The organism is Croceicoccus sp. Ery5 (genome assembly GCF_020985325.1).
Lineage (GTDB): Bacteria > Pseudomonadota > Alphaproteobacteria > Sphingomonadales > Sphingomonadaceae > Croceicoccus.
In genome coordinates, this window is record NZ_CP087587.1 from 1,147,089 (window position 1) to 1,164,564 (window position 17,476).

Consider the following 17,476-nt stretch of genomic DNA (forward strand, 5'->3'; position numbering starts at 1 on the left):
AAGGTTCTTGGTGGAGAGGGTCTCGTTTCTATTTCGCTGTGAACAGAAACCTGAGCTTACGCCGGTCTTCGCCAATACTTCCCTGCTATCCGTTCGGCGATAAAGCTGCCAGCAACTACCCCAAACGTGACCCAGATGATGACGCTTGGACCGTGTTTCCCGAAATCAGCCAAGCCGAATGCCACCATGGCAAAAAGCGCAGCACCAATCAGAAATGCTGGCCCTGCGATCATGCAGTGAAGCCGACGGCAACGCAAAGCGTTTAACGAGCACGCCGCCCCCATCCATAGGAACAGCACCGCCGCGATTTCCACCCTCTCGTTCGGTTGCAGAAGTTCTGCGGTAAAGTTTAGGCCGATTAGCGCCGCAAACGGCACGCCCCAGATTAGGATACGGTGCAGACGGTTGGCGGCCAAGTCACGCTTGTTGGTGGCTTCCGCGTTGCTCATCCCAACATATACCCTGCATCGGAGGCCGCCGTCGGATAAGCGAACATGGTAGATTTGATGTCGTCCGCGTTTAGCCCATGGCGCATGGCCAAGCCGAAGATATTGACGAGCTCGTCGGCGTCAGGGCCGACCAAGTGGGCTCCAAGGATGCGTCCCGTTCCGTTCTCGACCAGCAGCTTGTGGCCGTAGATCTCTTCGTTCAGCCGCCTCGCCGAGAACCAACCAGGGTGCGAGCCAGCATGCACCGTGAAATCCAGCCCTGCCTCACGCGCCTCGCTTTCCAGCATTCCGACCCTGGCCGCCGGCGGCTCCGTGAAAAGTGCACTTGGCACCCCTCGATAGTTCGGAGTTCGACCGGTATCATCGAGTATGTTTTCTACCACGACCTTGGCATCGTTACTGGAGACTGGAGTCAGTGGCGGGCCATTTGCAGCAGCGTCACCTGCCGCGAAGACCTTGGGGTTACTTTGGCTCCGTAGCTGGGCGGTAAGTGCCAAGCGACCCGCGTCACAGGCGACGTCTCCCGCCTCCAGATCGAGCGAGCCGATCGCAGGGATTCTTCCGGCAGCGTGCACCACCAGGCTCCCTTCGATCCTGCGGTCGCCAGCATGGACGGTCAGCACGCTGCCTTTCTTCGTTACGCGGTCCACTTCAGCGTCCACAATTTCGATGCCGAGATCATCGAAACTTGGCATGAGCCAATCGACCGTGTCAGGGTCGAAGGCTTTCAGAATGCGGCCTCGTTGGAAGATTGTGACCTTTGCACCGGCGCGCGCGGCGAGGTGGGCAAATTCTGCGGCAATGTATCCGCCGCCGACGAATACGATCCGATCTGGAAGGGTTTTGAGTTCTAGGAATGCATCGCTGTGAATCAGCAATTCCTCACCTTCGATCCCAAGCGGTCGAGGCTCTGCTCCCGTTGCGATAAGAGCGTGCGAGAAACTCAGTTCCCGGTCGCCTATCACGATCCTGTCGGGGCCAGCAAAGCGTGCCGCGCCGTGAAAAGTCGCGACGCCCTTACGCTCGTAGCGAGCTTCCTGCTTTTCAGGGACGGGGTCGGTAAAGCTGCGCTTGAATGCCTGGAGGTCGGCCCAATCAATTGAAACCGAGCCCTTGATGCCCTTCCCCTTCATTCGCCTGTATGCCGCGAGCGCTTCCTCTCCGCTCACCATCATCTTTTTCGGGTCGCACCCTCGAAGCGCACATGTGCCACCGTAAGGCCGATAATCGATAACCGCGCAGCGCTTCCCGGCGTTGGCCATCTGGTGGACCGCGACCTGCGCAGCAGTTCCCGATCCGATGGCGACGAAATCGAAAGCCTCAGCCATGGCAGCAATCCCCTTCCTGTATTGGGGGGCAGGGAACGGTGCCGTACGAGCAGAACACGCAGCAATCGCCTTGGAGCGGCTGAAGGCGAACGCCGCAACCCGCGCAGTTATGGAAGAACAGGCAAGCGTTGGTCGGCATTTCCATGTCCTCCTCATGACCGCATTCGGGACAGCGCAAGCGCGAGATCAGGATCGGATCAGCCATAGAGGAAGGCACCTGTCAGCAGCGCCGCACCGATGGCAATTCCTATGGCGGTCAGCGCTCGATAAGTCGATGATCCGCATGCACTGTCCGCCGGGCATGTTCGTGCCTGCCGAAACTGCCAGAGCAAACGGAGGGTCGCAGCGAGAAGAAGAGCCGACGCCAGGGTCAGCAACGGGACGCGATAGGGGGCCAGGACCGGCGAGATGCTGCCAAGCCACGCCGAGCCCACACCCACCGACGCGAGCATCAAGGGCAGTGCACAGCATGCAGCTGCCCCGAAGGCTGCAAAGATACCTCCGCCCGTCGCCAATCCGTTCCACCATGTGCTGATGCCGCGCATCGATCGTCCTTTTGCAAACCTCGATTCGCACACCTATTTACAGTCTGTAGCAACTACAGACTCAAGAGGTTGGCTTTGAAAATTGGCGAAGTGGCGAAGCGGACCGGGTGTAACATCGAGACAATCCGGTATTACGAACGGATAGGCGTTATCGATGCTCCGCCGAGAAGGGGCGCCTACCGCGACTATGGTCCTCACGACACGGAGCGCCTCCGCTTCATTCGGCGCGCGCGCGAACTCGGATTTTCCCTCGAAGAGGTGCGGGCATTGCTTGACTTAACGCCAGGTCAGGAAGTGCGTTGCGATGAGGTGCAATCGATCGCCGAACAGCACCTCGCAAACATCCGTGCGAAGCGGGCCGACCTTGAGCGTATGGAGAACGCTCTCGCTAAACTGATCGAGCAATGTGGCACCACGAGCAATGATCGGTGCCCGGTATTGGAAAGCCTCGCGGGCGAAGGCTAGCCCAGCGAATTCAAGCTACAGACCAACGGGTTTCCACCCAGCACTCAAAATTGGCGCAGCCTGCCGGATCAGAAAAGCAAGCGGTCCGCTTTCGGGCACCTTGCAATGTGCGGCCTACGACCAGAATTGGGGCGCATAACGGTCATCATTGAAGGAGAGAGGAGGCAGCTTTGCTCATCCTGAGCCGGGATATGTCCGTCCCGGCCATCAGGAGAACTCCCATGACCAAGTATCGCCGCAGTGCTTCGACTTCGCCAGCCCAGCGCATTACCGCTGCCATCATCGAAAAGCTCGAGCAAGGCACAAAGCCCTGGGTCAAGCCGTGGCGTGGCGTACCGGTTTCGCGGCCCTTACGCTCCTGCGGGACCCCCTATCGCGGGATGAACACCTTCTGGTTGTGGACGGTGGCCGATGGCTGTGGCTACGCCTCGCCCTACTGGATGACCTACCGCCAGTGCCAGCAGCTCGGCGGACAGGTCCGCAAGGGCGAAAAGTCGACCATCGCAATCTTTTACAAGAGCTACACCAAGGAGGTCGAGAGCGCCGAAGGCGAAGCTGACACCGAGAACCGGCGCGTGCTCAAGGCCTATGCCGTGTTCAATGCCGACCAGTGCGACGGCCTCCCCGACTTCTACCATCCAGAGCCACTGGTTGCCGCGCTGGAGCCCTATGGACGAGAAGATCGCCTTGATACTTTCTTTGCTCATGTCGGCGCAGACCTGCGCCACCATGGCGCGCAGGCTTACTATGAGCCGTTGCGCGACCGGGTCACCATGCCGCCAGCCGAACTCTTCGAAGCCTACGACCAATACTATGCGACGCTCGCACACGAGCTTTCGCACTGGACGGGTCACTCTTCGCGGCTCGACCGCGATCTCAAGAACCGCTTCGGCAGCGACGCCTATGCCGCCGAGGAACTGATCGCCGAACTTTCCTCGGCCATTCTCGGGGCAGAACTGGGTCTTCCTGTTACCCATCTCGACCATCACGCCAGCTACATCGCGTCTTGGCTCAAGATCCTCAAATCGGACGAGCGCGCGATCTTGACCGCTGCGGCCAAGGCCGAGGAAGCGGCAAGCCTGTTGCTCGAGCTTGGGGGTCACCAATCCTGCGATAGCGAGGCCGACATCGATCTCGCTGATGCAGCCTGAGGAGCAGTGAGATGGGACGTTCCGTCAGCTATCCAACTGGCTCCGTGGTGGCCTTTCGCCTGCTTGATGAGGGCGAAGGCGGCGATGTCGACTGGGTCTACGAGTGCCTGGTCGACGAGGTCATCGATATCACGAAGGCGACCTTTCCTTCCTTTGAACGCTTCGATGGATGGCGCGGCCGCGAGGACCGCATCCTCCTGCGAAACGCCTTCGCCGATTGCGGCATATCGACCTATTGCGGGCTCGCCGCGATCTGGCTCGCCGAACGCGATGATGCCCGGTACTGGGAGGCGGATTTCTACATCCCAAGAACGGCAAGGGCACGGCACTGGCTCGCCCAGGTGTCAGGAAAGTTCATCGACCTGTTTGGTGAGCTGCGCCTGGTTGGGCGGTTCTCGAATGGTGAAGCGATCTTCGAGCGCTCCCGATCCACCTGCGACAGCGGGTCCTGATCCTGCCTCATCCCAGTCCGCCGGGAGAGGCCCTTGGGCCGGTCGTGGCGAGCCGCAACCTGCGGCCCGTCGGCCCGTGTTGCCCGCGCCAGCCTAGGGCCGCAGGTTTCCCGCTGCGCGGTGCGTCTCGCCCCTTCTCCCGGCTCTGATCGGGCTCCGGCGGACAGGGCCGAGGCAATGGTGCCTCCTCTCCTTGTCCCCGCGATCAGGAGACACCCCATGTACGACAGCTTCATCGACCAGTTGAGCGGCCTTGACCTTTCAAGCCTCAGCATCAGGCCCGCCCCATTCAATGCAACCGACTTTCCCTGCGAGGACGCGATCGACCAGACACTTGGCGCCGTATGGTCCGACCTTTTCGCGATGTTTTCCGACACTGCTTTGGAGGCTGATGCCGAGGATATTGCCTGGGGCATGGTCAATCTCTTTCACCGCGCAGCCAGCCGTAAGTCGGCTCAATTGGATCGGGCCAGCGACGAGATCCGGACTCTGCTGGCATCCGCTGATGGATCCGAAGTGCATTCGAGCAATCTGGAAGAGCAGGTCGAGCGCGCGCAGGCTGCCGAAGCCAGCATGCTGGCCTTCGAGCAAATGCGCGAGGCGACGGCAGCACTTTATCGCGACGAGACCGGTTCCTCGTGGAAGCCCGTTTCCGGCTCGCGCACGAACCATTCGCGAAATCTCACATCGGCCGTGATCGATGCCCGCGATTTCCTGCGCGCACGCGCGGAGAACCGGCGTCATGCCCTGATTCCGGAGGGCACTCCGGTAGTCTTTGCCGGTGGTCGCCAAAGCTTCGAGAGCGCCGAGGATGCGAAGCGTTATGCCGAAAATGTTTGGGCGACGCTGGACAAGGTTTGCGATGTGGTTCCTGATCTCTTCCTGGTTCATGGTGGCGACGGCAAGGGTGCCGATCGCCTGGCCGCGAGCTGGGCCGAGCGCCGCGAAGTACAGCAACTGACCTACTCACTTGATCGTCGGCTTGGTGCCCGCGCCGGATTCAAGCGCAACGAGCAGATGCTCTCGCTCAATCCGCGTTATGTCGTCGCCTTTCCCGGCAATGGCGTCACCGAACGACTGGTGATCGATGCTAAGACGCGCCGGATCACCGTGGTCGATCGTCGCGGCCTCTTGGGCACCTCGCCTGGGTCCTGAGGGGCCCTTCATCATCTGCATCTTCATGGCGCGATGTCCATTCGGCACAGACCCGGCTATAAACTGCTCATGCAACTTGACGATCTGCTGCAGCGCTACTTTGCCACCACCGACCTTTCCGGGGTTTCTCCCGATACCTTTGCAGCCGGCATTGAGCACTGCCGGGTCGATCTCGGCCTTGAGGAGGACCGGGGCAAGCGCTTTGCGCTGTGGTCATTCCTCCACATGTTCGGATCCGCCCCCGATCTTGATGTGGCGTTCGAAAACGAGGAAGACCGGCAAGCAGCTCGCAACTTCATGGATCTCCTGGCAGCATCGGAAGGCGATGGGTAAGCTGATTGCATTGGGAATACGCGAGCCTTCAGGCCCACACCCGATACCCATCCGGCTTTCTTCGCGAACAGTCCTGAACTAGGTCAGCTGAGGACGGCAACCCGTTCCTTTCCGGCCGTGTTGTCGCGCTTCGCGCGCCTGCCCGCACCACCCGTCATGAACAGGTTTCCCTTGGAGCTTCGCTCCTGCGGTGCAGTCCTCCCATGCCCTGCTTCTTCTGGATGTTCGCAAGCCGGAGATGGTCTCCGGTTTGAGGAACTGAAGGACTTACACCATGACCAATATCGCAATCCTCACCGGTCGCATCGCCCGCGAGCCCGACACCCGCGAGACCAAGGGCGGCACCAACGTCACCGGGATCACCGTCGTCACCGATCGCCCAGCACGGGACAAGGACGGCAAGACATACAAGGACGAGAACGGCTACACCGCCAAGGAAAGCGAGTTCCACCGAGTGACCTGCTTCAACGGCCTTGCCAAGACCGTCGGCCAGTACTGCTCCAAGGGCCAGCTGGTCAGCGTCCAGGGCCGCATCCACTACACCCAGTGGGAGGACAAGGACGGGGTCACCCGCTACGGCACCGAAATCCTCGCCGACAAGGTCGACTTCCTCTCCCGCGGCAACGGCTCCGGCGAGAACGACGACAACAAAGATGCTCCCGAGATCGACTGAACTCTCCCGTCGATCTCTCTCCCGAAGGGGTCCTGTCCGAGCCGGACAGGGCCCCTTTCCTCGTTCTACTTCACAGGCACTTCTTGAGAGCTAGGAGAAGATGTGGAAGCGCCCAGCCGCTTTAACGCCTCGTCCTCGCCCAGCTTTGCGAGCTCCACGGCCAATCTTGCCAGGCCCTTCTTCGAGAACGTTTCAAGGCCCGTGCCGAGTATGACACTGCCCAATTCAAGAGCAGCCTGTTGCTCGAGTTCTTTCTGACGCTGGTCGAGTGCCAGCCGGTCGGCTTCCAGCTTTTGGAGTGCGGCTACAGCGCTTCGTTTCGATGGCATTGGAGTTCGTCCTTACTCCCCTTTAGCGTTCCTCCCGCAGGCTCCAATGGAACAGGCCAGACCCTGTAGGAAAGTCCTTTCGCAGATGACCACGCTGGAGCTTTTTGGCGGGCGGGGAGGGGCCTGGCTCACTGACTTTCAAGGGTGACGGGCCCGGCACCGGCGCGTCAAGGACGGCGGGGCCCCACCATTTTGCCTCCCCTACGCTTGCGCTGCGGTTCGACAAAATCGTTGCCCCCACCGCCGCTTCGCGGTCGCCCATGCCGGCGATCCCTGACCCGCCGGCACCGCGCCCGTCCGCCTTCCTCCTGTCGTCTCACCGACAGATATCAGGAGGAAATCATGACTACACTTGGCAACCTTGAAACGAACTCGAACAGCTACTTCGAAGCACTCGCCACTGCCGAACAGCGGGCCTTGCACAGCTTCTTCGACCAGCACGTCGTCGAGGATGACGACCTTGGATATTTCGCTCTGGATGAAGGTGACTACAATGCCTTGCCAGCACATCTGGCCAGCCGTGTGGTGCACACTGTGCATGGCGCAATGCTCGACCAATTCTGAGCATCCAATAGGGCGGGAGCCGGTGACGGTTCCTGCCCTCTTTTCGTGTTCGCTGGTGGACGACCTGGGCGTGATGTGGAGCGGGGCTGATGACGCGCTCGATCCCGCACCACCTGCGGCGGTGCTCCTGCGGGCGCGGTGTATGTGTTCCGGGCCCCGCACGCACTTGCGCACCGCGACCGGGTTGGACCAGCGCGCGCGGCAGGACCGACAGGTCCCGTTCCTGCCGCTTCACACATGGTCCTTTGCCGGCCCCTTTTGCGCAGGTGCAGTCTCTTGCTGAGGGAGGAGCGTCGACAAGCTCGCTTGCAGGCATTGGCCAATGCAAATGGTTGCTCACGCTCCTGCGGCAAGGTTTGGGAATGACCATTAAGAAAGAACGGCCAGGATTACTGTTCACCACCTGCGCAATTGGAGACTGAGGCACACCGTACGCAGCCTAAGCTGCATTTATGGAGCAAAACCTAGTAAAAACAGATAGTTCGAAATTTCTAACCCACCGGCAATCTGTGGGTGGGCAAGGCACAGCCGTCACCCACAAACGCCAATCCAATAAGCTGAAACTGACCGGTCATGTGGCCCGTCGAGCCTCACTTCCGCTCGGGATTACATGGGATAATGAACTGCCTGGCTTCGGACTGCGCAAGCGCAAGTCCGGACACCTTAGCTGGATAGTGAAGTACAGGCCCCGAGGCGTGCAGAGGATGGTGACGCTGGGACGCGCGGGAGTGGCGGCAGGTGCGCTGGGCGCTCCCGCCGCGCGCGCTGCCGCGCGCAGATTGCTCATCAGGGCTACGCTTGCCGACCTGCCGTCTGCGCCCGAGCAGAAAAAGGTCCCGCTCTTTGTCGACTTCGCCGAGGAATTCTGGACCGACTATTCGCCGCACTGGAAGCCGTCGACCAGGACGAGCTCGCGCTCGCGCATCGATCAGCTGCTCATTCCGCATTTCGGCGAACTTCCGGTCGACATGATCGCACGGTCAGACATCAACCGCTGGCGCGACACCATGACAAAGAGGGAAGGGAGCTTCAATCGCACCATCCCGATCATGTCTGTCATGATGCAGTATGCGGAAAAGCTCGGGTATCGCGCCAAATGCTCCAACCCGTGTCGCGGTGTGTCCCGCTTCAAGCGCGAGCTCCCGGAGCGCTACCTTTCCGCCGACGAATACCGCAGGCTCGGGCGCGCGTTGGCCAATCACGAGTTTGCGAACCCGTTCGTGATCCCCGCGCTTCTCTTGCTCGTTTACACGGGTGCACGTGCTTCGGAGATTGCGACCTTGCGCTGGCGCTACGTCCAGATTCCTCGACTTGCGCTACCCGACAGCAAGACCGGCCCGAAGACCATTTATCTCAACCCGCAAGCGATCGAAATTCTGAGTGGCCTCGACCGCCGGGCCGACGACCAGCTTGTCTTTCCGGCGTTGCATCGGGAGGGACCAATCAATCTTGGAGAACACTGGATCAGGATCAGGCGCAAGGCCGCTCTTCCCGATGTCCGGCTCCACGATCTTCGCCACAGCTTTGCCTCAGCGGCCATTGCCAAGGGCATTCCACTCGCGACCATCGGCAAGCTGTTGGGGCACGCGCTTCCCGAGACGACCGCGCGCTATGCGCATCTTGCAGACGACATCATCTCGGAGAGCGCCGACCGGATTTGTTCGAGCCTCGCCGGTGCGCTGGGCATCGCGGCGTGACCGGATACGATCTGAAGCATATCCTGGCCGAGGAACTCGCGCGCGTTGTTCCGGGAGAGGCTGGGAAGCGCCGGACGAGGTTTGACTACGTGCTTCCGGGCTTTGGCGAGCGCATCCACCGCTCAGGACGCAAGAGCTACGTCCTCCAGCGGACCATCGGTGGCAAGCAGCGGTTGATAACGATCGGCGATGCCGCCATCCTTACCGAGCGCATCGCGAAGGATGTTGCCCGCCGGCTGATCCTCCGGATCGAGCTCGGGCAGAACCCGGCAGACAAGAAGAAGCGCGGCACGAAGACGCCGACCTATGCGGCGTTCCTTCAGTCGTATTGGGATGTGGCGGCACCGACCTGGAAGAAGTCCACGCGCGAGATCCAGGACATCTACCGCCGCACCCATCTCGACCATGCGTTTGCGGGCAAGTTCATCGACGAGATCGATCATGCCGATGCGGTGCGCTGGCACGCGGAGGTAACGCGCTCGGCAGGGCCGGGCGCGGCAAACCGCGCCATGGAAATTCTGAAAGCCATGTTCGCCAAGGCCGAGGCCTGGGGCTATATTCCGGAGCATTCAAACCCCTTTCGAGGCGTGAAGAAGAACAGGGGGCGCAAGATCGAACGGTTTCTGAGCGACGCCGAGATGGCGCGGCTCGGGAAAGCCCTTGTCGACCGACGCGCTGACCAGCCCGTCGAGGCGGCGGTAGTCACACTGCTCACGTTGACGGGATGCCGACGCGGCGAAATCCTCAACCTCACCTGGGGCGAGGTTCAGGGGCGGAAGCTCAAACTGACCGATTCCAAGACAGGTCCGCGCATCGTCTGGCTTGGCCAGGAGGCGAGGGCGGTGCTCGATGGATTGCCGCGTGGGAAGAAGGATGAGCTAGTGTTTCCGTTCAAGGGGCAGTCGGTTTCAGCGATCGACTGGTTCTGGCGCAAGCTTCGGCGTGATGCCGGTCTGGATGACGTCAGGCTCCACGATCTGAGGCACAACTATGCCAGCCTGGCAGCGCGATCATCCGAGACTTTGCCGATGATTGGAAGCCTCCTTGGCCACAGGCAGGTTTCGACAACAGCTCGGTATGCACACTTGGATGATACCTCCCTCCTTGAGGCTGCGACCGAAATTGGTGATGAAATCGCGTGCAGACTGGCGCTATCCGAAGCCCCCTGGCGTCAGTGAGATTTCGCGCTCCAGAGATTCGAATTCAATGTCGTGGGGTCTAATTCGCTTGGCAGCAATGCGCCCTAATAGCGGCCATAAAGTCAGGCGAGGACAAGCCTGAAAGCTGCCGTTCCATAGTTTCGTCTGATTGAGGAAAATAAGCCTTCAATCGCAATAGGTCGAAAAATTTTTTTCGCGATGCGTCTTGGTCGCTGAAGTGCGGCGTATGAAATCCTCATTAAGTTCGGCTTTGCCGTAACGTGACCGTGCACGAATTAAGTTGCTCCTTCATTATGATTTTCGGATGAGCACCACCCCAGCAATCACAAGCGCGCCGCCAGCCAGAAGCCAGGATTGATCGACAAGCAATGCGCTAGCCACGATCAATGCGGCAGCTAGAGGGCCTTTCAAGGACTGACGCTCATTGCGAAGTCCTGCGAGTTGCTCGATACTGAGCGGATCGAGCTGAACCGGCACATATCCTGACTTTGCGATCGAGTTCGCAGTGGCAAGTATGTCGGGCAAGGACGCCGACAACCCCAGCAGCTGACCGCGAAGTTTCTTCAAACCCGACCGAGCGCTAGCGAGCGAGAACCGCTCGGCGAAAAGCTCCGTCATGATCGGCCGGGTGTCCTCGGCAATGTTATAGTCGGGTGCCAGTGATCGGACGACACCCTCTGCCGTAAGCAAGGTACGCAGAAGAATGGCCAGATCAGGTGGCAGAACCAGTCGATAATCCCGCAACAGGTCGAAAACGCGGGAAAAAATCTGCGAGAACTCGATGCCAGATAGCACGGTTCCCCTGAACTCTCCGATCAACTGATCCAGATCCACCGCGAGCGCATCGCGATCCACCTTCGGCTCCCCCGCCCATGCGAGCAGGACATTCGCGACATCGCTGGTTTTCTCACCAGCAATCGCAAGCACGAGGCGGACGATCTCGTCGCGCCTGGCCTTGGTGAGCGTCCCGACTGATCCGAAGTCGATGAAGCCGACATCCTGCTCGCCGATCAGGAAGACGTTACCCGGATGGGGGTCGCCGTGAAATTCGCCGTTCAGGATGATCATCCGCAGGACAGCGTTGGCATAGCTTTTAGCGAAAGCCGCCACCCGCGGGTCGCCCGATGGGCTGCCCAGCGAAGACGCGGGCCTGCCGTACAGGCGTTCCTGAACGTTCACCCGCAGCCCGGTCAGTTCCCAATGGATGGCCGGGGTCCTGACGCCGATGGTATCGAGATATGCGCCGATCCGCTCGCAGGCTCGGGATTCCGCAGCGAGGTCCATCTCCCAGGCAAGATTGCGGCCGAAGGTCCGCAGAAACTCGACTGGCCGGTAACGCGCGATGTCAGGAGAGCGTGCTTCTGCGATCTCGGCAAGACGCACAAGCAGACGCACATCGGCTTCCATCCGCGCGGCGGTGCCCGGGCGTCGAACCTTCACGATGACCTTGCTACCGTCCCTTAGCTCGGCGGAATAGGTCTGTGCAATCGAGGCGGACGCCAAAGGCTTTTCGTCGAACTGCGCAAAGTCGTTCCGCCAGTCCTCACCCCAGCTTGAAGCAAGTACGGGCTCGATATCTGCGAAGCGCACTGGCGACACCTGATCGTGCAGGGTTGAGAATGCCGTGATCCAGTGTTCGGTGAACAGATCGCTTCGGGTGGCGAGGAGCTGCCCCAGTTTTATGCCGACTGGCCCGATGTCACGGAGGAACGCGACAACTGCGGCCGGGCGAAATTCGCGAGGGTCGATGACATTGTTCGAAGAGGGAATAAACCCGAGGGCTCCGGCGAGATTCTTCGCTCCGTGCCTCATTAGGATTCGGCCAATCTCCGCGGCGCGAGCGATGCTGCCGATAGGCTTTTCCGGGGGCGATGCCATGATTTTATTCAGCCTCGGCACGGTGTTGGTCCAGATTTTCCGATACCCTTTCAAGAATCTGCTGCAGCGTTCGCTTCTCGTCGGCGGCAATGTCGCGCCAAAGCAGATCATGAAGCCTATCCGCGGAGCCTCTCAGTTCGGGCAGCAGATCGTCAAGCTGCTCCGTGAGGATGAGCTGCCACGCTCGCCGATCCGTCTCAGCTCGAAGCCTTTTCATCAGCCCGCGTGCGCAAAGACCTGCAACCGCCTGGCCGATGGTCGCCGATTCCAGTTCCAGTTTCTTGGCGATTTCAGCCTGCGTAAGGGCAGGATCGCGAAGAAGTTGTCCGATGATCCTCCACTGTGTCTGATTGAGACCGATCCTGGCGACCCTCGCATCGTACACTCTGCGCGCGCCGCGACTGATCTCGTCCATAAGATAGAGAATGCGGTCATTATCGGTGATGACCTTCTGCCGACGCTGAGACCGTGACATGGTATCTGGTTTTTCATCCATAGCGCTGTGTAGTCGGATAGCCTCGGATGCCCAAATGCAAACTGCTAAATGCCTTTACTATTTGACTCACGGCTCATAGGGCGCGAGACGCGTTCACCTTTTACTGAGGCTGCCGAATTACTGAGGCTGCCGAAAGAGTCAGATGACCGATAACTCCAACCAACCGGAGCAGGAGGGCACAACCCCAACGAAACCGCAATCGCGGCGTGGCTTGCGCATCGTGCTAATCATCGTTGGTCTTGCCGTGCTGCTTGGCGGGATCTGGTGGTACTACCGGCACGTAACCTACGGACAGTACATGCAGTCGACCGATAACGCCTATGTCGCTGCCGACAGCGTCGTTATCTCTTCCAAGGTAGCGGGATACGTCGAAGAGGTCTTCGTGGGGGAGAACGAGCAGGTTGCTCGCGGCGGAGCCCTCGTACAACTGGATTTGCGGGATTATCAGGCGCAAGCGCAACAGGCGCGCGCGCAGATCGCTGCGACCCTGGCCGGTGCCGACACAATCCGTTCTCAGGTAGCCGAACAGGATGCAGCCATTCGCCAGGCGCGGGCCCAACTCGCCGCCGCGCGCGCAGCACTGGACCTCGCGAACGACCAGGTGGCGCGATATCGGCCCCTTGCCGCGACAGGAGCCGAACCGCGGGAAAAGCTAGACCAGTATGAGGCGCAGGCGCGGCAGGCGCGGGCCGAACTCGCCGCTGCGCAGGCGGCGGTGGCTGCCGCGACCGCTCGCCGGGGGACCCTGTTCGAGCAGATCAGCCAGACCCAGGCGCAGGCGGACGCTGCCCGCGCTCAGCTGGAAACAGCCGACCTTACGGTTGAATCGACCTTGCTGCGCGCCAGCAAGGCCGGCCGCGTCGGCGATCTCTCGGTGAGGGTGGGCCAGTTCGTGCAACCGGGTCAACGTTTGATGACGGTGGTTCCGGTGAGCGCGATCTACGTGACCGCGAACTTCAAAGAAACGCAGGTCGGCCTCATCCGGGCCGGCCAGAGCGTCAGGCTCGAAGTTGACGCCCTGCCAGGCCTTGAGATCGCGGGACGAGTGGTCAGCATATCGCCGGGAACGGGCGCGGAATTTTCCATCCTCCCCCCCGAAAATGCCACCGGCAACTTTACCAAGATCGTTCAACGGATACCCGTCCGCATCGCTATCGATGCTCCCCCTGAAGTGCGGCGTCTGCTCGTTCCCGGCATGTCGGTAGTGGCTACGGTCGACACCCGGAATGCTGCCGGCGAATTGGAAGAGATCTCGAGTCGGACTCAATGACCGAGATACTGGCAGCGCAGGACACTTCGATCGGGCCGGCCGGGAGCCGAAAGAACGCAGACGTGACTGCCTGGGTCGCTGTGGCCGCGGGCGCGCTCGGCGCCATGCTCGCGACGCTGGACATATCAATCGTCAATTCCGCACTCCCCGTCATTCAGGGCGAGATCGGTGCCACAGGCGCCGAAGGCACCTGGATTGCTACGTCATTTCTCGTTGCTGAAATCGTCGTCATTCCGCTGAGCGCTTGGCTGGAACGGCTGTTCGGTCTGCGAACCCTCCTCATCATCGCTGTCAGCGCGTTCACCGCATTTTCGGTGCTATGCGGTGTAGCCACCGACCTTACGACCATGATCATCGGCCGAACGGGCCAGGGCTTCATGGGCGGAGTCCTCATTCCGACCGCAATGACTATTGTGGCTAAACGATTGCCGCCGCACCAACAGCCCATCGGAATGGCCCTGTTCGGCATGACTGTGGTTCTTGGCCCCGTGATGGGGCCATTGATCGGCGGCTGGCTGACCGAGAACCTGAGCTGGCACTATGCCTTTTTCGTCAATGTGCCAGTCTGCGCAATCCTGCTGCTCCTGCTGTTTATCGGGCTGCCTCACGAGAAGCCCAAGTGGGAATATCTCACGGACGCCGATTGGGCTGGCATTCTCGGGCTGATCCTCGGACTGGGCGGTCTGACTGTTGTACTCGAGGAAGGGCACCGTGAAGAATGGTTCGAGTCCTCACTCATTCGCTGGCTAACGGTGGTGACCATTATCGGCTTTGCCTGTTTGATTTACGGACAAGTGAAAGCACGCAAGCCGGTCTTGAAGTTGCAGCTCCTGTTCAATCGACAGTTCGCCAGCGTCGCGATCATGGCTCTCGCCCTGGGCATGGTGATGTATGGTTCAACCTACGTTATCCCCCAGTTCCTCGCGATCATCTCTGACTATAATGCTTTTCAGACGGGACTGGTCATCTTCTGGATGGGTGTCCCGGCCTTTCTCCTGATGCCGGTTCTGCCCCTGATGATCCGCAAGGTGGACATCCGCATTGCCGTCGGCACCGGAATGCTGCTGATGGCGATCAGCTGCTTTGTCAGCACGAGTCTGACCGCGGAATCCGGCGGCGCAGTCTTCACTGAAAGTCAGCTTATCCGCGGGGCCGGAACGATACTTGCGATGATGTTCCTGAATCAGGCAACGGTTGCGTCGGTGGCCAAGGAAGACGCGGGCGATGCCTCGGGCATTTTCAACGCGGCCCGCAATCTCGGTGGCTCTTTCGCTCTTTCGGCTCTGGCATCGTTCCAGGACCAGCGGATCTGGCATCATAGCCGGCGGATGGAAGAGACCCTGAATGCGAACAGCGTTTCGCTACAGGCCTATCTCGAAGGGCTGGCGCGAAACTTCGGCGGCATGGAGGGGGCGATGGCCGTCCTGAGCCGCACCCTCCAACGCGAGGCGTTCATAATGACCTACAATGATGTGTTCCTGGTTATGGGGATTCTGACCCTCGCGACGGTTCCGCTGGTCCTCTTCCTGAGGCCGCTTCCAAAAAATGTCTCCCTTTCGATGCACTGAGCCCTACACGATGCGCCACTTGCTACCTCCGCTTGTCACTATCGCCTTGCTAGCTGGATGCACGGCAGGGCCCGATTATGCAGGCCCCCCGGAAGTTATGTCAGCAGACACGGGCACTCGCTTTGTGCGCGCTGGCAGTGATGTGAGCGCATCTGATCCGGTTGTCGCTCGATGGTGGCTGCTGCTCGGCGATCCCGAGTTGACGCGGCTGGTGGAGGCTGCGCTGTCCGGCAATCCCTCGCTCGCCGCAGCGCAGGCGCGCATTGCTCAGGCACGGGCATCCATCAGGCAAGACCGTGCGGGTCGAATGCCATCGCTTGGGGCACAGGCCACCACCGTGCAGGGCCGGCTTCCTGGTCTCGACCTTCAAGGCGGGGCGCCCCCCCCGTCAGAGCAAACCAATTCCGACGCAGAAACCGATGACTCGCTCAGCTTTTACAATGTGGGCCTTAACGCCAACTGGGAGCTGGAGTTTGCCGGTGGCTCGCGCAGGCGCATTGAGGCCAGCAATGCCCAAGCTGCTGCAACGGTGGCCAATGCAGAGGACGCTAAGGTCCAGTTGACTGCCCAAGTGGCCAGCACCTACGTCAATTTGCGGGAGGCCCAATTCCGCGCAGAGCAATTTGAGGCGCAGATTTCGTTGCAGGAAGAGATCCTGGCGCTGACATACCAACGCTATCAGCGCGGTGCATTGCCGCTTTTCCCGGTAGGCACCGCGAATGCCGAACTGGAGGTGCTCAAGTCACAACTTGCCGAAGCTGAAGCGGATATCGCAGTCCTGTCTGATGCGCTCGCTATACTGACCGGACAGGTGCCGGGATCAGCTGATGCAGCGCTCACGACTGTGCGCTCCATTCCCATGCCGCCAGAGCAGGTCGCGATTGGCGATCCGGCAAGCCTGGTGGCGCGTCGGCCTGACATAAGGGCGGCCGAACGGTCTCTTGCCGCGTCGACGGCGCGGATCGGGGTGGCCGAGGCGGCGCGGTTCCCGAAATTGTCCTTCACAGGGATCCTGGGCCTCGGCGGATCCTCGTTGGACGACGTTGTCGATGTCGGCGAATTCTCCGCACTCGCGATCCCGCGCCTCCAGTGGAATTTTCTGGATTTCGGCAGGGTAGACGCTGCGATCGACCAAACCGGGGCGGCGCGCAACGAAGCAGTCGCCAATTACCAGCAGACGGTGCTTCTGGCACTGCAAGACGCCGAACGTGCCTTGGCTCGCTTCGGCCAGCAGCGTGTTGCGCTCGCTGCCAGTATGCAAATCAAGAAGCAGGCTGACGTCGCGGCGGACCTGAACCGCCAACGTTTTGCTGCAGGAGCGATCTCGAAGGCTGACCTCAACCGGGCCCTGCGAGAACAGCAGCAGGCCTCAGCAGACCTCGTCCGGGCAAAAGGCGCCCTTACGCTGGCGTGGATTGCGCTGCAGAAGTCGCTGGGCCTTGGGTGGCAAGAGCCTGTTCGAGATCAATAGTCCCGCCGCGCTGATCAATTGATCCGGTTGACGAGAAGTAGGCGCCCCTGCCGCTGGCGACCAACTTGCCGTCGGGCTCGAGAACCCGGGTTTCCGCCACCGAAATCTGTCGCCCGAGCTTCACGATCTGTCCGTGAGCAGTGAGAGGTCCTGAGGTTGCAGAACGGTGGTAATTGACATGCAGATCGGCCGTCGCTCTCGCCGCGACGCCCGCCGCAAGCAGAGTATAAAGCCCGGTGAGGTCGACCAGTGAAGCCAGGATCCCTCCATGCGCCGACCCAATCATAGGGTTCGACACGATCTCTTCGCGCCATGGCATGGTGATCGCGATTCCCTGGTCGGAGCATGTTGCAATCTCCAGCCCAAGCCATCGGTGAAACGGCGCTATATGCAGCATTTCCTGCAAGCGCTCTCGATCGATCATAGCTCCCTCGTCCCCTGTGGCTGAGCCGTATCGCGAGAGTGATGGCGCCCTAGGAAATCGACGATAGC

The 17,476-nt window shown here is 60.6% G+C and carries 20 protein-coding genes; 12 read left to right on the forward strand and 8 right to left on the reverse strand.

Going from position 1 to position 17,476, the window contains the following annotated elements:
- Positions 1–56: 56 nt before the first annotated feature.
- From LOZ74_RS05425 to LOZ74_RS05435, 4 genes are read right to left on the reverse strand one after another with little or no spacing between them, the layout of a single operon-like run.
- Positions 57–449, reverse strand: a complete 393-nt coding sequence (locus LOZ74_RS05425; protein WP_011414916.1) for a hypothetical protein — start codon at positions 447–449, stop codon at positions 57–59.
- Positions 446–1,777, reverse strand: a complete 1,332-nt coding sequence (locus LOZ74_RS05430) for an NAD(P)/FAD-dependent oxidoreductase (RefSeq protein ID WP_011414915.1) — start codon at positions 1,775–1,777, stop codon at positions 446–448. The genes LOZ74_RS05425 and LOZ74_RS05430 overlap by 4 nt, the downstream gene beginning before the upstream one ends.
- Entirely contained in the window at positions 1,770–1,982 is a 213-nt protein-coding gene (locus LOZ74_RS18250) for a GDCCVxC domain-containing (seleno)protein (protein ID WP_081432306.1), read from the reverse strand. Before LOZ74_RS18250 ends, LOZ74_RS05430 begins: the two co-directional genes overlap by 8 nt.
- A complete protein-coding gene (locus LOZ74_RS05435) occupies positions 1,975–2,322 on the reverse strand; it encodes a mercuric transporter MerT family protein (protein ID WP_007163747.1) in 348 nt (115 codons plus the stop codon). Before LOZ74_RS05435 ends, LOZ74_RS18250 begins: the two co-directional genes overlap by 8 nt.
- Positions 2,323–2,397: 75 nt before the next feature.
- On the opposite strand from LOZ74_RS05435, the gene LOZ74_RS05440 reads away from it, so the two are divergent.
- From LOZ74_RS05440 to LOZ74_RS05465, 6 genes are all read left to right on the forward strand, one after another.
- The gene (locus tag LOZ74_RS05440) at positions 2,398–2,787 is read left to right on the forward strand and encodes a helix-turn-helix domain-containing protein (protein WP_007163748.1); all 390 of its coding nucleotides are present in this window, start codon (positions 2,398–2,400) and stop codon (positions 2,785–2,787) included.
- Positions 2,788–3,008: 221 nt separating this feature from the next.
- The gene (locus LOZ74_RS05445; RefSeq protein WP_170002882.1) at positions 3,009–3,938 is read left to right on the forward strand and encodes an ArdC family protein; all 930 of its coding nucleotides are present in this window, start codon (positions 3,009–3,011) and stop codon (positions 3,936–3,938) included.
- An 11-nt stretch (positions 3,939–3,949) separates the two neighbouring features.
- Positions 3,950–4,390 carry a hypothetical protein gene (locus LOZ74_RS05450; RefSeq protein ID WP_090481503.1) on the forward strand — a complete coding sequence of 147 codons (441 nt, stop codon included), beginning with the start codon at positions 3,950–3,952 and terminating at the stop codon, positions 4,388–4,390.
- A 219-nt stretch (positions 4,391–4,609) separates the two neighbouring features.
- Positions 4,610–5,545, forward strand: coding sequence for a DUF2493 domain-containing protein (locus LOZ74_RS05455; RefSeq protein ID WP_230293231.1), 936 nt, complete (start codon positions 4,610–4,612; stop codon positions 5,543–5,545).
- Positions 5,546–5,614: 69 nt separating this feature from the next.
- Positions 5,615–5,878 (forward strand): hypothetical protein, encoded by a 264-nt coding sequence (locus LOZ74_RS05460; protein WP_011413782.1) that lies wholly within the window; start codon positions 5,615–5,617, stop codon positions 5,876–5,878.
- 274 nt (positions 5,879–6,152) lie between these two features.
- Positions 6,153–6,551, forward strand: coding sequence for a single-stranded DNA-binding protein (locus tag LOZ74_RS05465; protein ID WP_011413783.1), 399 nt, complete (start codon positions 6,153–6,155; stop codon positions 6,549–6,551).
- A gap of 65 nt (positions 6,552–6,616) precedes the next feature.
- Here LOZ74_RS05465 and LOZ74_RS05470 read toward each other — a convergent pair whose 3' ends face one another.
- On the reverse strand, positions 6,617–6,880 hold the full coding sequence (locus LOZ74_RS05470) for a DUF6437 family protein (protein WP_011413784.1): 264 nt from the start codon (positions 6,878–6,880) through the stop codon (positions 6,617–6,619).
- Positions 6,881–7,222: 342 nt separating this feature from the next.
- Between LOZ74_RS05470 and LOZ74_RS05475 the strand changes: the two genes are divergently transcribed.
- The 3 genes from LOZ74_RS05475 (at position 7,223) to LOZ74_RS05485 (ending at position 10,319) form a co-directional block, all read left to right on the forward strand.
- Positions 7,223–7,444, forward strand: coding sequence for a hypothetical protein (locus LOZ74_RS05475; protein ID WP_011413785.1), 222 nt, complete (start codon positions 7,223–7,225; stop codon positions 7,442–7,444).
- A gap of 704 nt (positions 7,445–8,148) precedes the next feature.
- Positions 8,149–9,141 carry a site-specific integrase gene (locus tag LOZ74_RS05480; protein WP_054522880.1) on the forward strand — a complete coding sequence of 331 codons (993 nt, stop codon included), beginning with the start codon at positions 8,149–8,151 and terminating at the stop codon, positions 9,139–9,141.
- The gene (locus LOZ74_RS05485; protein WP_054522892.1) at positions 9,138–10,319 is read left to right on the forward strand and encodes a site-specific integrase; all 1,182 of its coding nucleotides are present in this window, start codon (positions 9,138–9,140) and stop codon (positions 10,317–10,319) included. Before LOZ74_RS05480 ends, LOZ74_RS05485 begins: the two co-directional genes overlap by 4 nt.
- A 273-nt stretch (positions 10,320–10,592) precedes the next feature.
- Here the strand turns inward: LOZ74_RS05485 and LOZ74_RS05490 are convergent, their stop codons facing one another.
- Together LOZ74_RS05490 and LOZ74_RS05495 are read right to left on the reverse strand one after the other, a co-directional pair.
- Positions 10,593–12,179 (reverse strand): AarF/ABC1/UbiB kinase family protein, encoded by a 1,587-nt coding sequence (locus LOZ74_RS05490; RefSeq protein WP_054522891.1) that lies wholly within the window; start codon positions 12,177–12,179, stop codon positions 10,593–10,595.
- Between the two features lie 4 nt (positions 12,180–12,183).
- Entirely contained in the window at positions 12,184–12,675 is a 492-nt protein-coding gene (locus LOZ74_RS05495; RefSeq protein WP_054523095.1) for a MarR family winged helix-turn-helix transcriptional regulator, read from the reverse strand.
- Between the two features lie 142 nt (positions 12,676–12,817).
- On the opposite strand from LOZ74_RS05495, the gene LOZ74_RS05500 reads away from it, so the two are divergent.
- From LOZ74_RS05500 to LOZ74_RS05510, 3 genes are read left to right on the forward strand one after another with little or no spacing between them, the layout of a single operon-like run.
- The gene (locus LOZ74_RS05500) at positions 12,818–13,945 is read left to right on the forward strand and encodes an HlyD family secretion protein (protein ID WP_054522878.1); all 1,128 of its coding nucleotides are present in this window, start codon (positions 12,818–12,820) and stop codon (positions 13,943–13,945) included.
- Positions 13,942–15,513, forward strand: a complete 1,572-nt coding sequence (locus LOZ74_RS05505) for an MDR family MFS transporter (RefSeq protein ID WP_218845311.1) — start codon at positions 13,942–13,944, stop codon at positions 15,511–15,513. The genes LOZ74_RS05500 and LOZ74_RS05505 overlap by 4 nt, the downstream gene beginning before the upstream one ends.
- A 10-nt stretch (positions 15,514–15,523) precedes the next feature.
- Positions 15,524–16,984, forward strand: coding sequence for an efflux transporter outer membrane subunit (locus LOZ74_RS05510; RefSeq protein ID WP_064305672.1), 1,461 nt, complete (start codon positions 15,524–15,526; stop codon positions 16,982–16,984).
- Here LOZ74_RS05510 and LOZ74_RS05515 read toward each other — a convergent pair.
- Positions 16,914–17,408, reverse strand: a complete 495-nt coding sequence (locus tag LOZ74_RS05515) for a hotdog fold thioesterase (RefSeq protein ID WP_082379178.1) — start codon at positions 17,406–17,408, stop codon at positions 16,914–16,916. The two genes, LOZ74_RS05510 and LOZ74_RS05515, sit on opposite strands and share 71 nt — an antisense overlap.
- Positions 17,409–17,476: the final 68 nt, after the last annotated feature.

What these genes read in the sequence shown, in the direction of transcription:
- LOZ74_RS05425 (WP_011414916.1), bottom strand. Translation starts at nt 449, where the DNA reads ATGAGCAACGCGGAAGCCACCAACAAGCGTGACTTGGCCGCCAACCGT.
- LOZ74_RS05430 (WP_011414915.1), bottom strand. Translation starts at nt 1,777, where the DNA reads ATGGCTGAGGCTTTCGATTTCGTCGCCATCGGATCGGGAACTGCTGCG.
- LOZ74_RS18250 (WP_081432306.1), bottom strand. Translation starts at nt 1,982, where the DNA reads ATGGCTGATCCGATCCTGATCTCGCGCTTGCGCTGTCCCGAATGCGGT.
- LOZ74_RS05435 (WP_007163747.1), bottom strand. Translation starts at nt 2,322, where the DNA reads ATGCGCGGCATCAGCACATGGTGGAACGGATTGGCGACGGGCGGAGGT.
- LOZ74_RS05445 (WP_170002882.1), top strand. Translation starts at nt 3,009, where the DNA reads ATGACCAAGTATCGCCGCAGTGCTTCGACTTCGCCAGCCCAGCGCATT.
- LOZ74_RS05450 (WP_090481503.1), top strand. Translation starts at nt 3,950, where the DNA reads ATGGGACGTTCCGTCAGCTATCCAACTGGCTCCGTGGTGGCCTTTCGC.
- LOZ74_RS05455 (WP_230293231.1), top strand. Translation starts at nt 4,610, where the DNA reads ATGTACGACAGCTTCATCGACCAGTTGAGCGGCCTTGACCTTTCAAGC.
- LOZ74_RS05460 (WP_011413782.1), top strand. Translation starts at nt 5,615, where the DNA reads ATGCAACTTGACGATCTGCTGCAGCGCTACTTTGCCACCACCGACCTT.
- LOZ74_RS05465 (WP_011413783.1), top strand. Translation starts at nt 6,153, where the DNA reads ATGACCAATATCGCAATCCTCACCGGTCGCATCGCCCGCGAGCCCGAC.
- LOZ74_RS05470 (WP_011413784.1), bottom strand. Translation starts at nt 6,880, where the DNA reads ATGCCATCGAAACGAAGCGCTGTAGCCGCACTCCAAAAGCTGGAAGCC.
- LOZ74_RS05475 (WP_011413785.1), top strand. Translation starts at nt 7,223, where the DNA reads ATGACTACACTTGGCAACCTTGAAACGAACTCGAACAGCTACTTCGAA.
- LOZ74_RS05480 (WP_054522880.1), top strand. Translation starts at nt 8,149, where the DNA reads ATGGTGACGCTGGGACGCGCGGGAGTGGCGGCAGGTGCGCTGGGCGCT.
- LOZ74_RS05490 (WP_054522891.1), bottom strand. Translation starts at nt 12,179, where the DNA reads ATGGCATCGCCCCCGGAAAAGCCTATCGGCAGCATCGCTCGCGCCGCG.
- LOZ74_RS05495 (WP_054523095.1), bottom strand. Translation starts at nt 12,675, where the DNA reads ATGGATGAAAAACCAGATACCATGTCACGGTCTCAGCGTCGGCAGAAG.
- LOZ74_RS05500 (WP_054522878.1), top strand. Translation starts at nt 12,818, where the DNA reads ATGACCGATAACTCCAACCAACCGGAGCAGGAGGGCACAACCCCAACG.
- LOZ74_RS05505 (WP_218845311.1), top strand. Translation starts at nt 13,942, where the DNA reads ATGACCGAGATACTGGCAGCGCAGGACACTTCGATCGGGCCGGCCGGG.
- LOZ74_RS05510 (WP_064305672.1), top strand. Translation starts at nt 15,524, where the DNA reads ATGCGCCACTTGCTACCTCCGCTTGTCACTATCGCCTTGCTAGCTGGA.
- LOZ74_RS05515 (WP_082379178.1), bottom strand. Translation starts at nt 17,408, where the DNA reads ATGATCGATCGAGAGCGCTTGCAGGAAATGCTGCATATAGCGCCGTTT.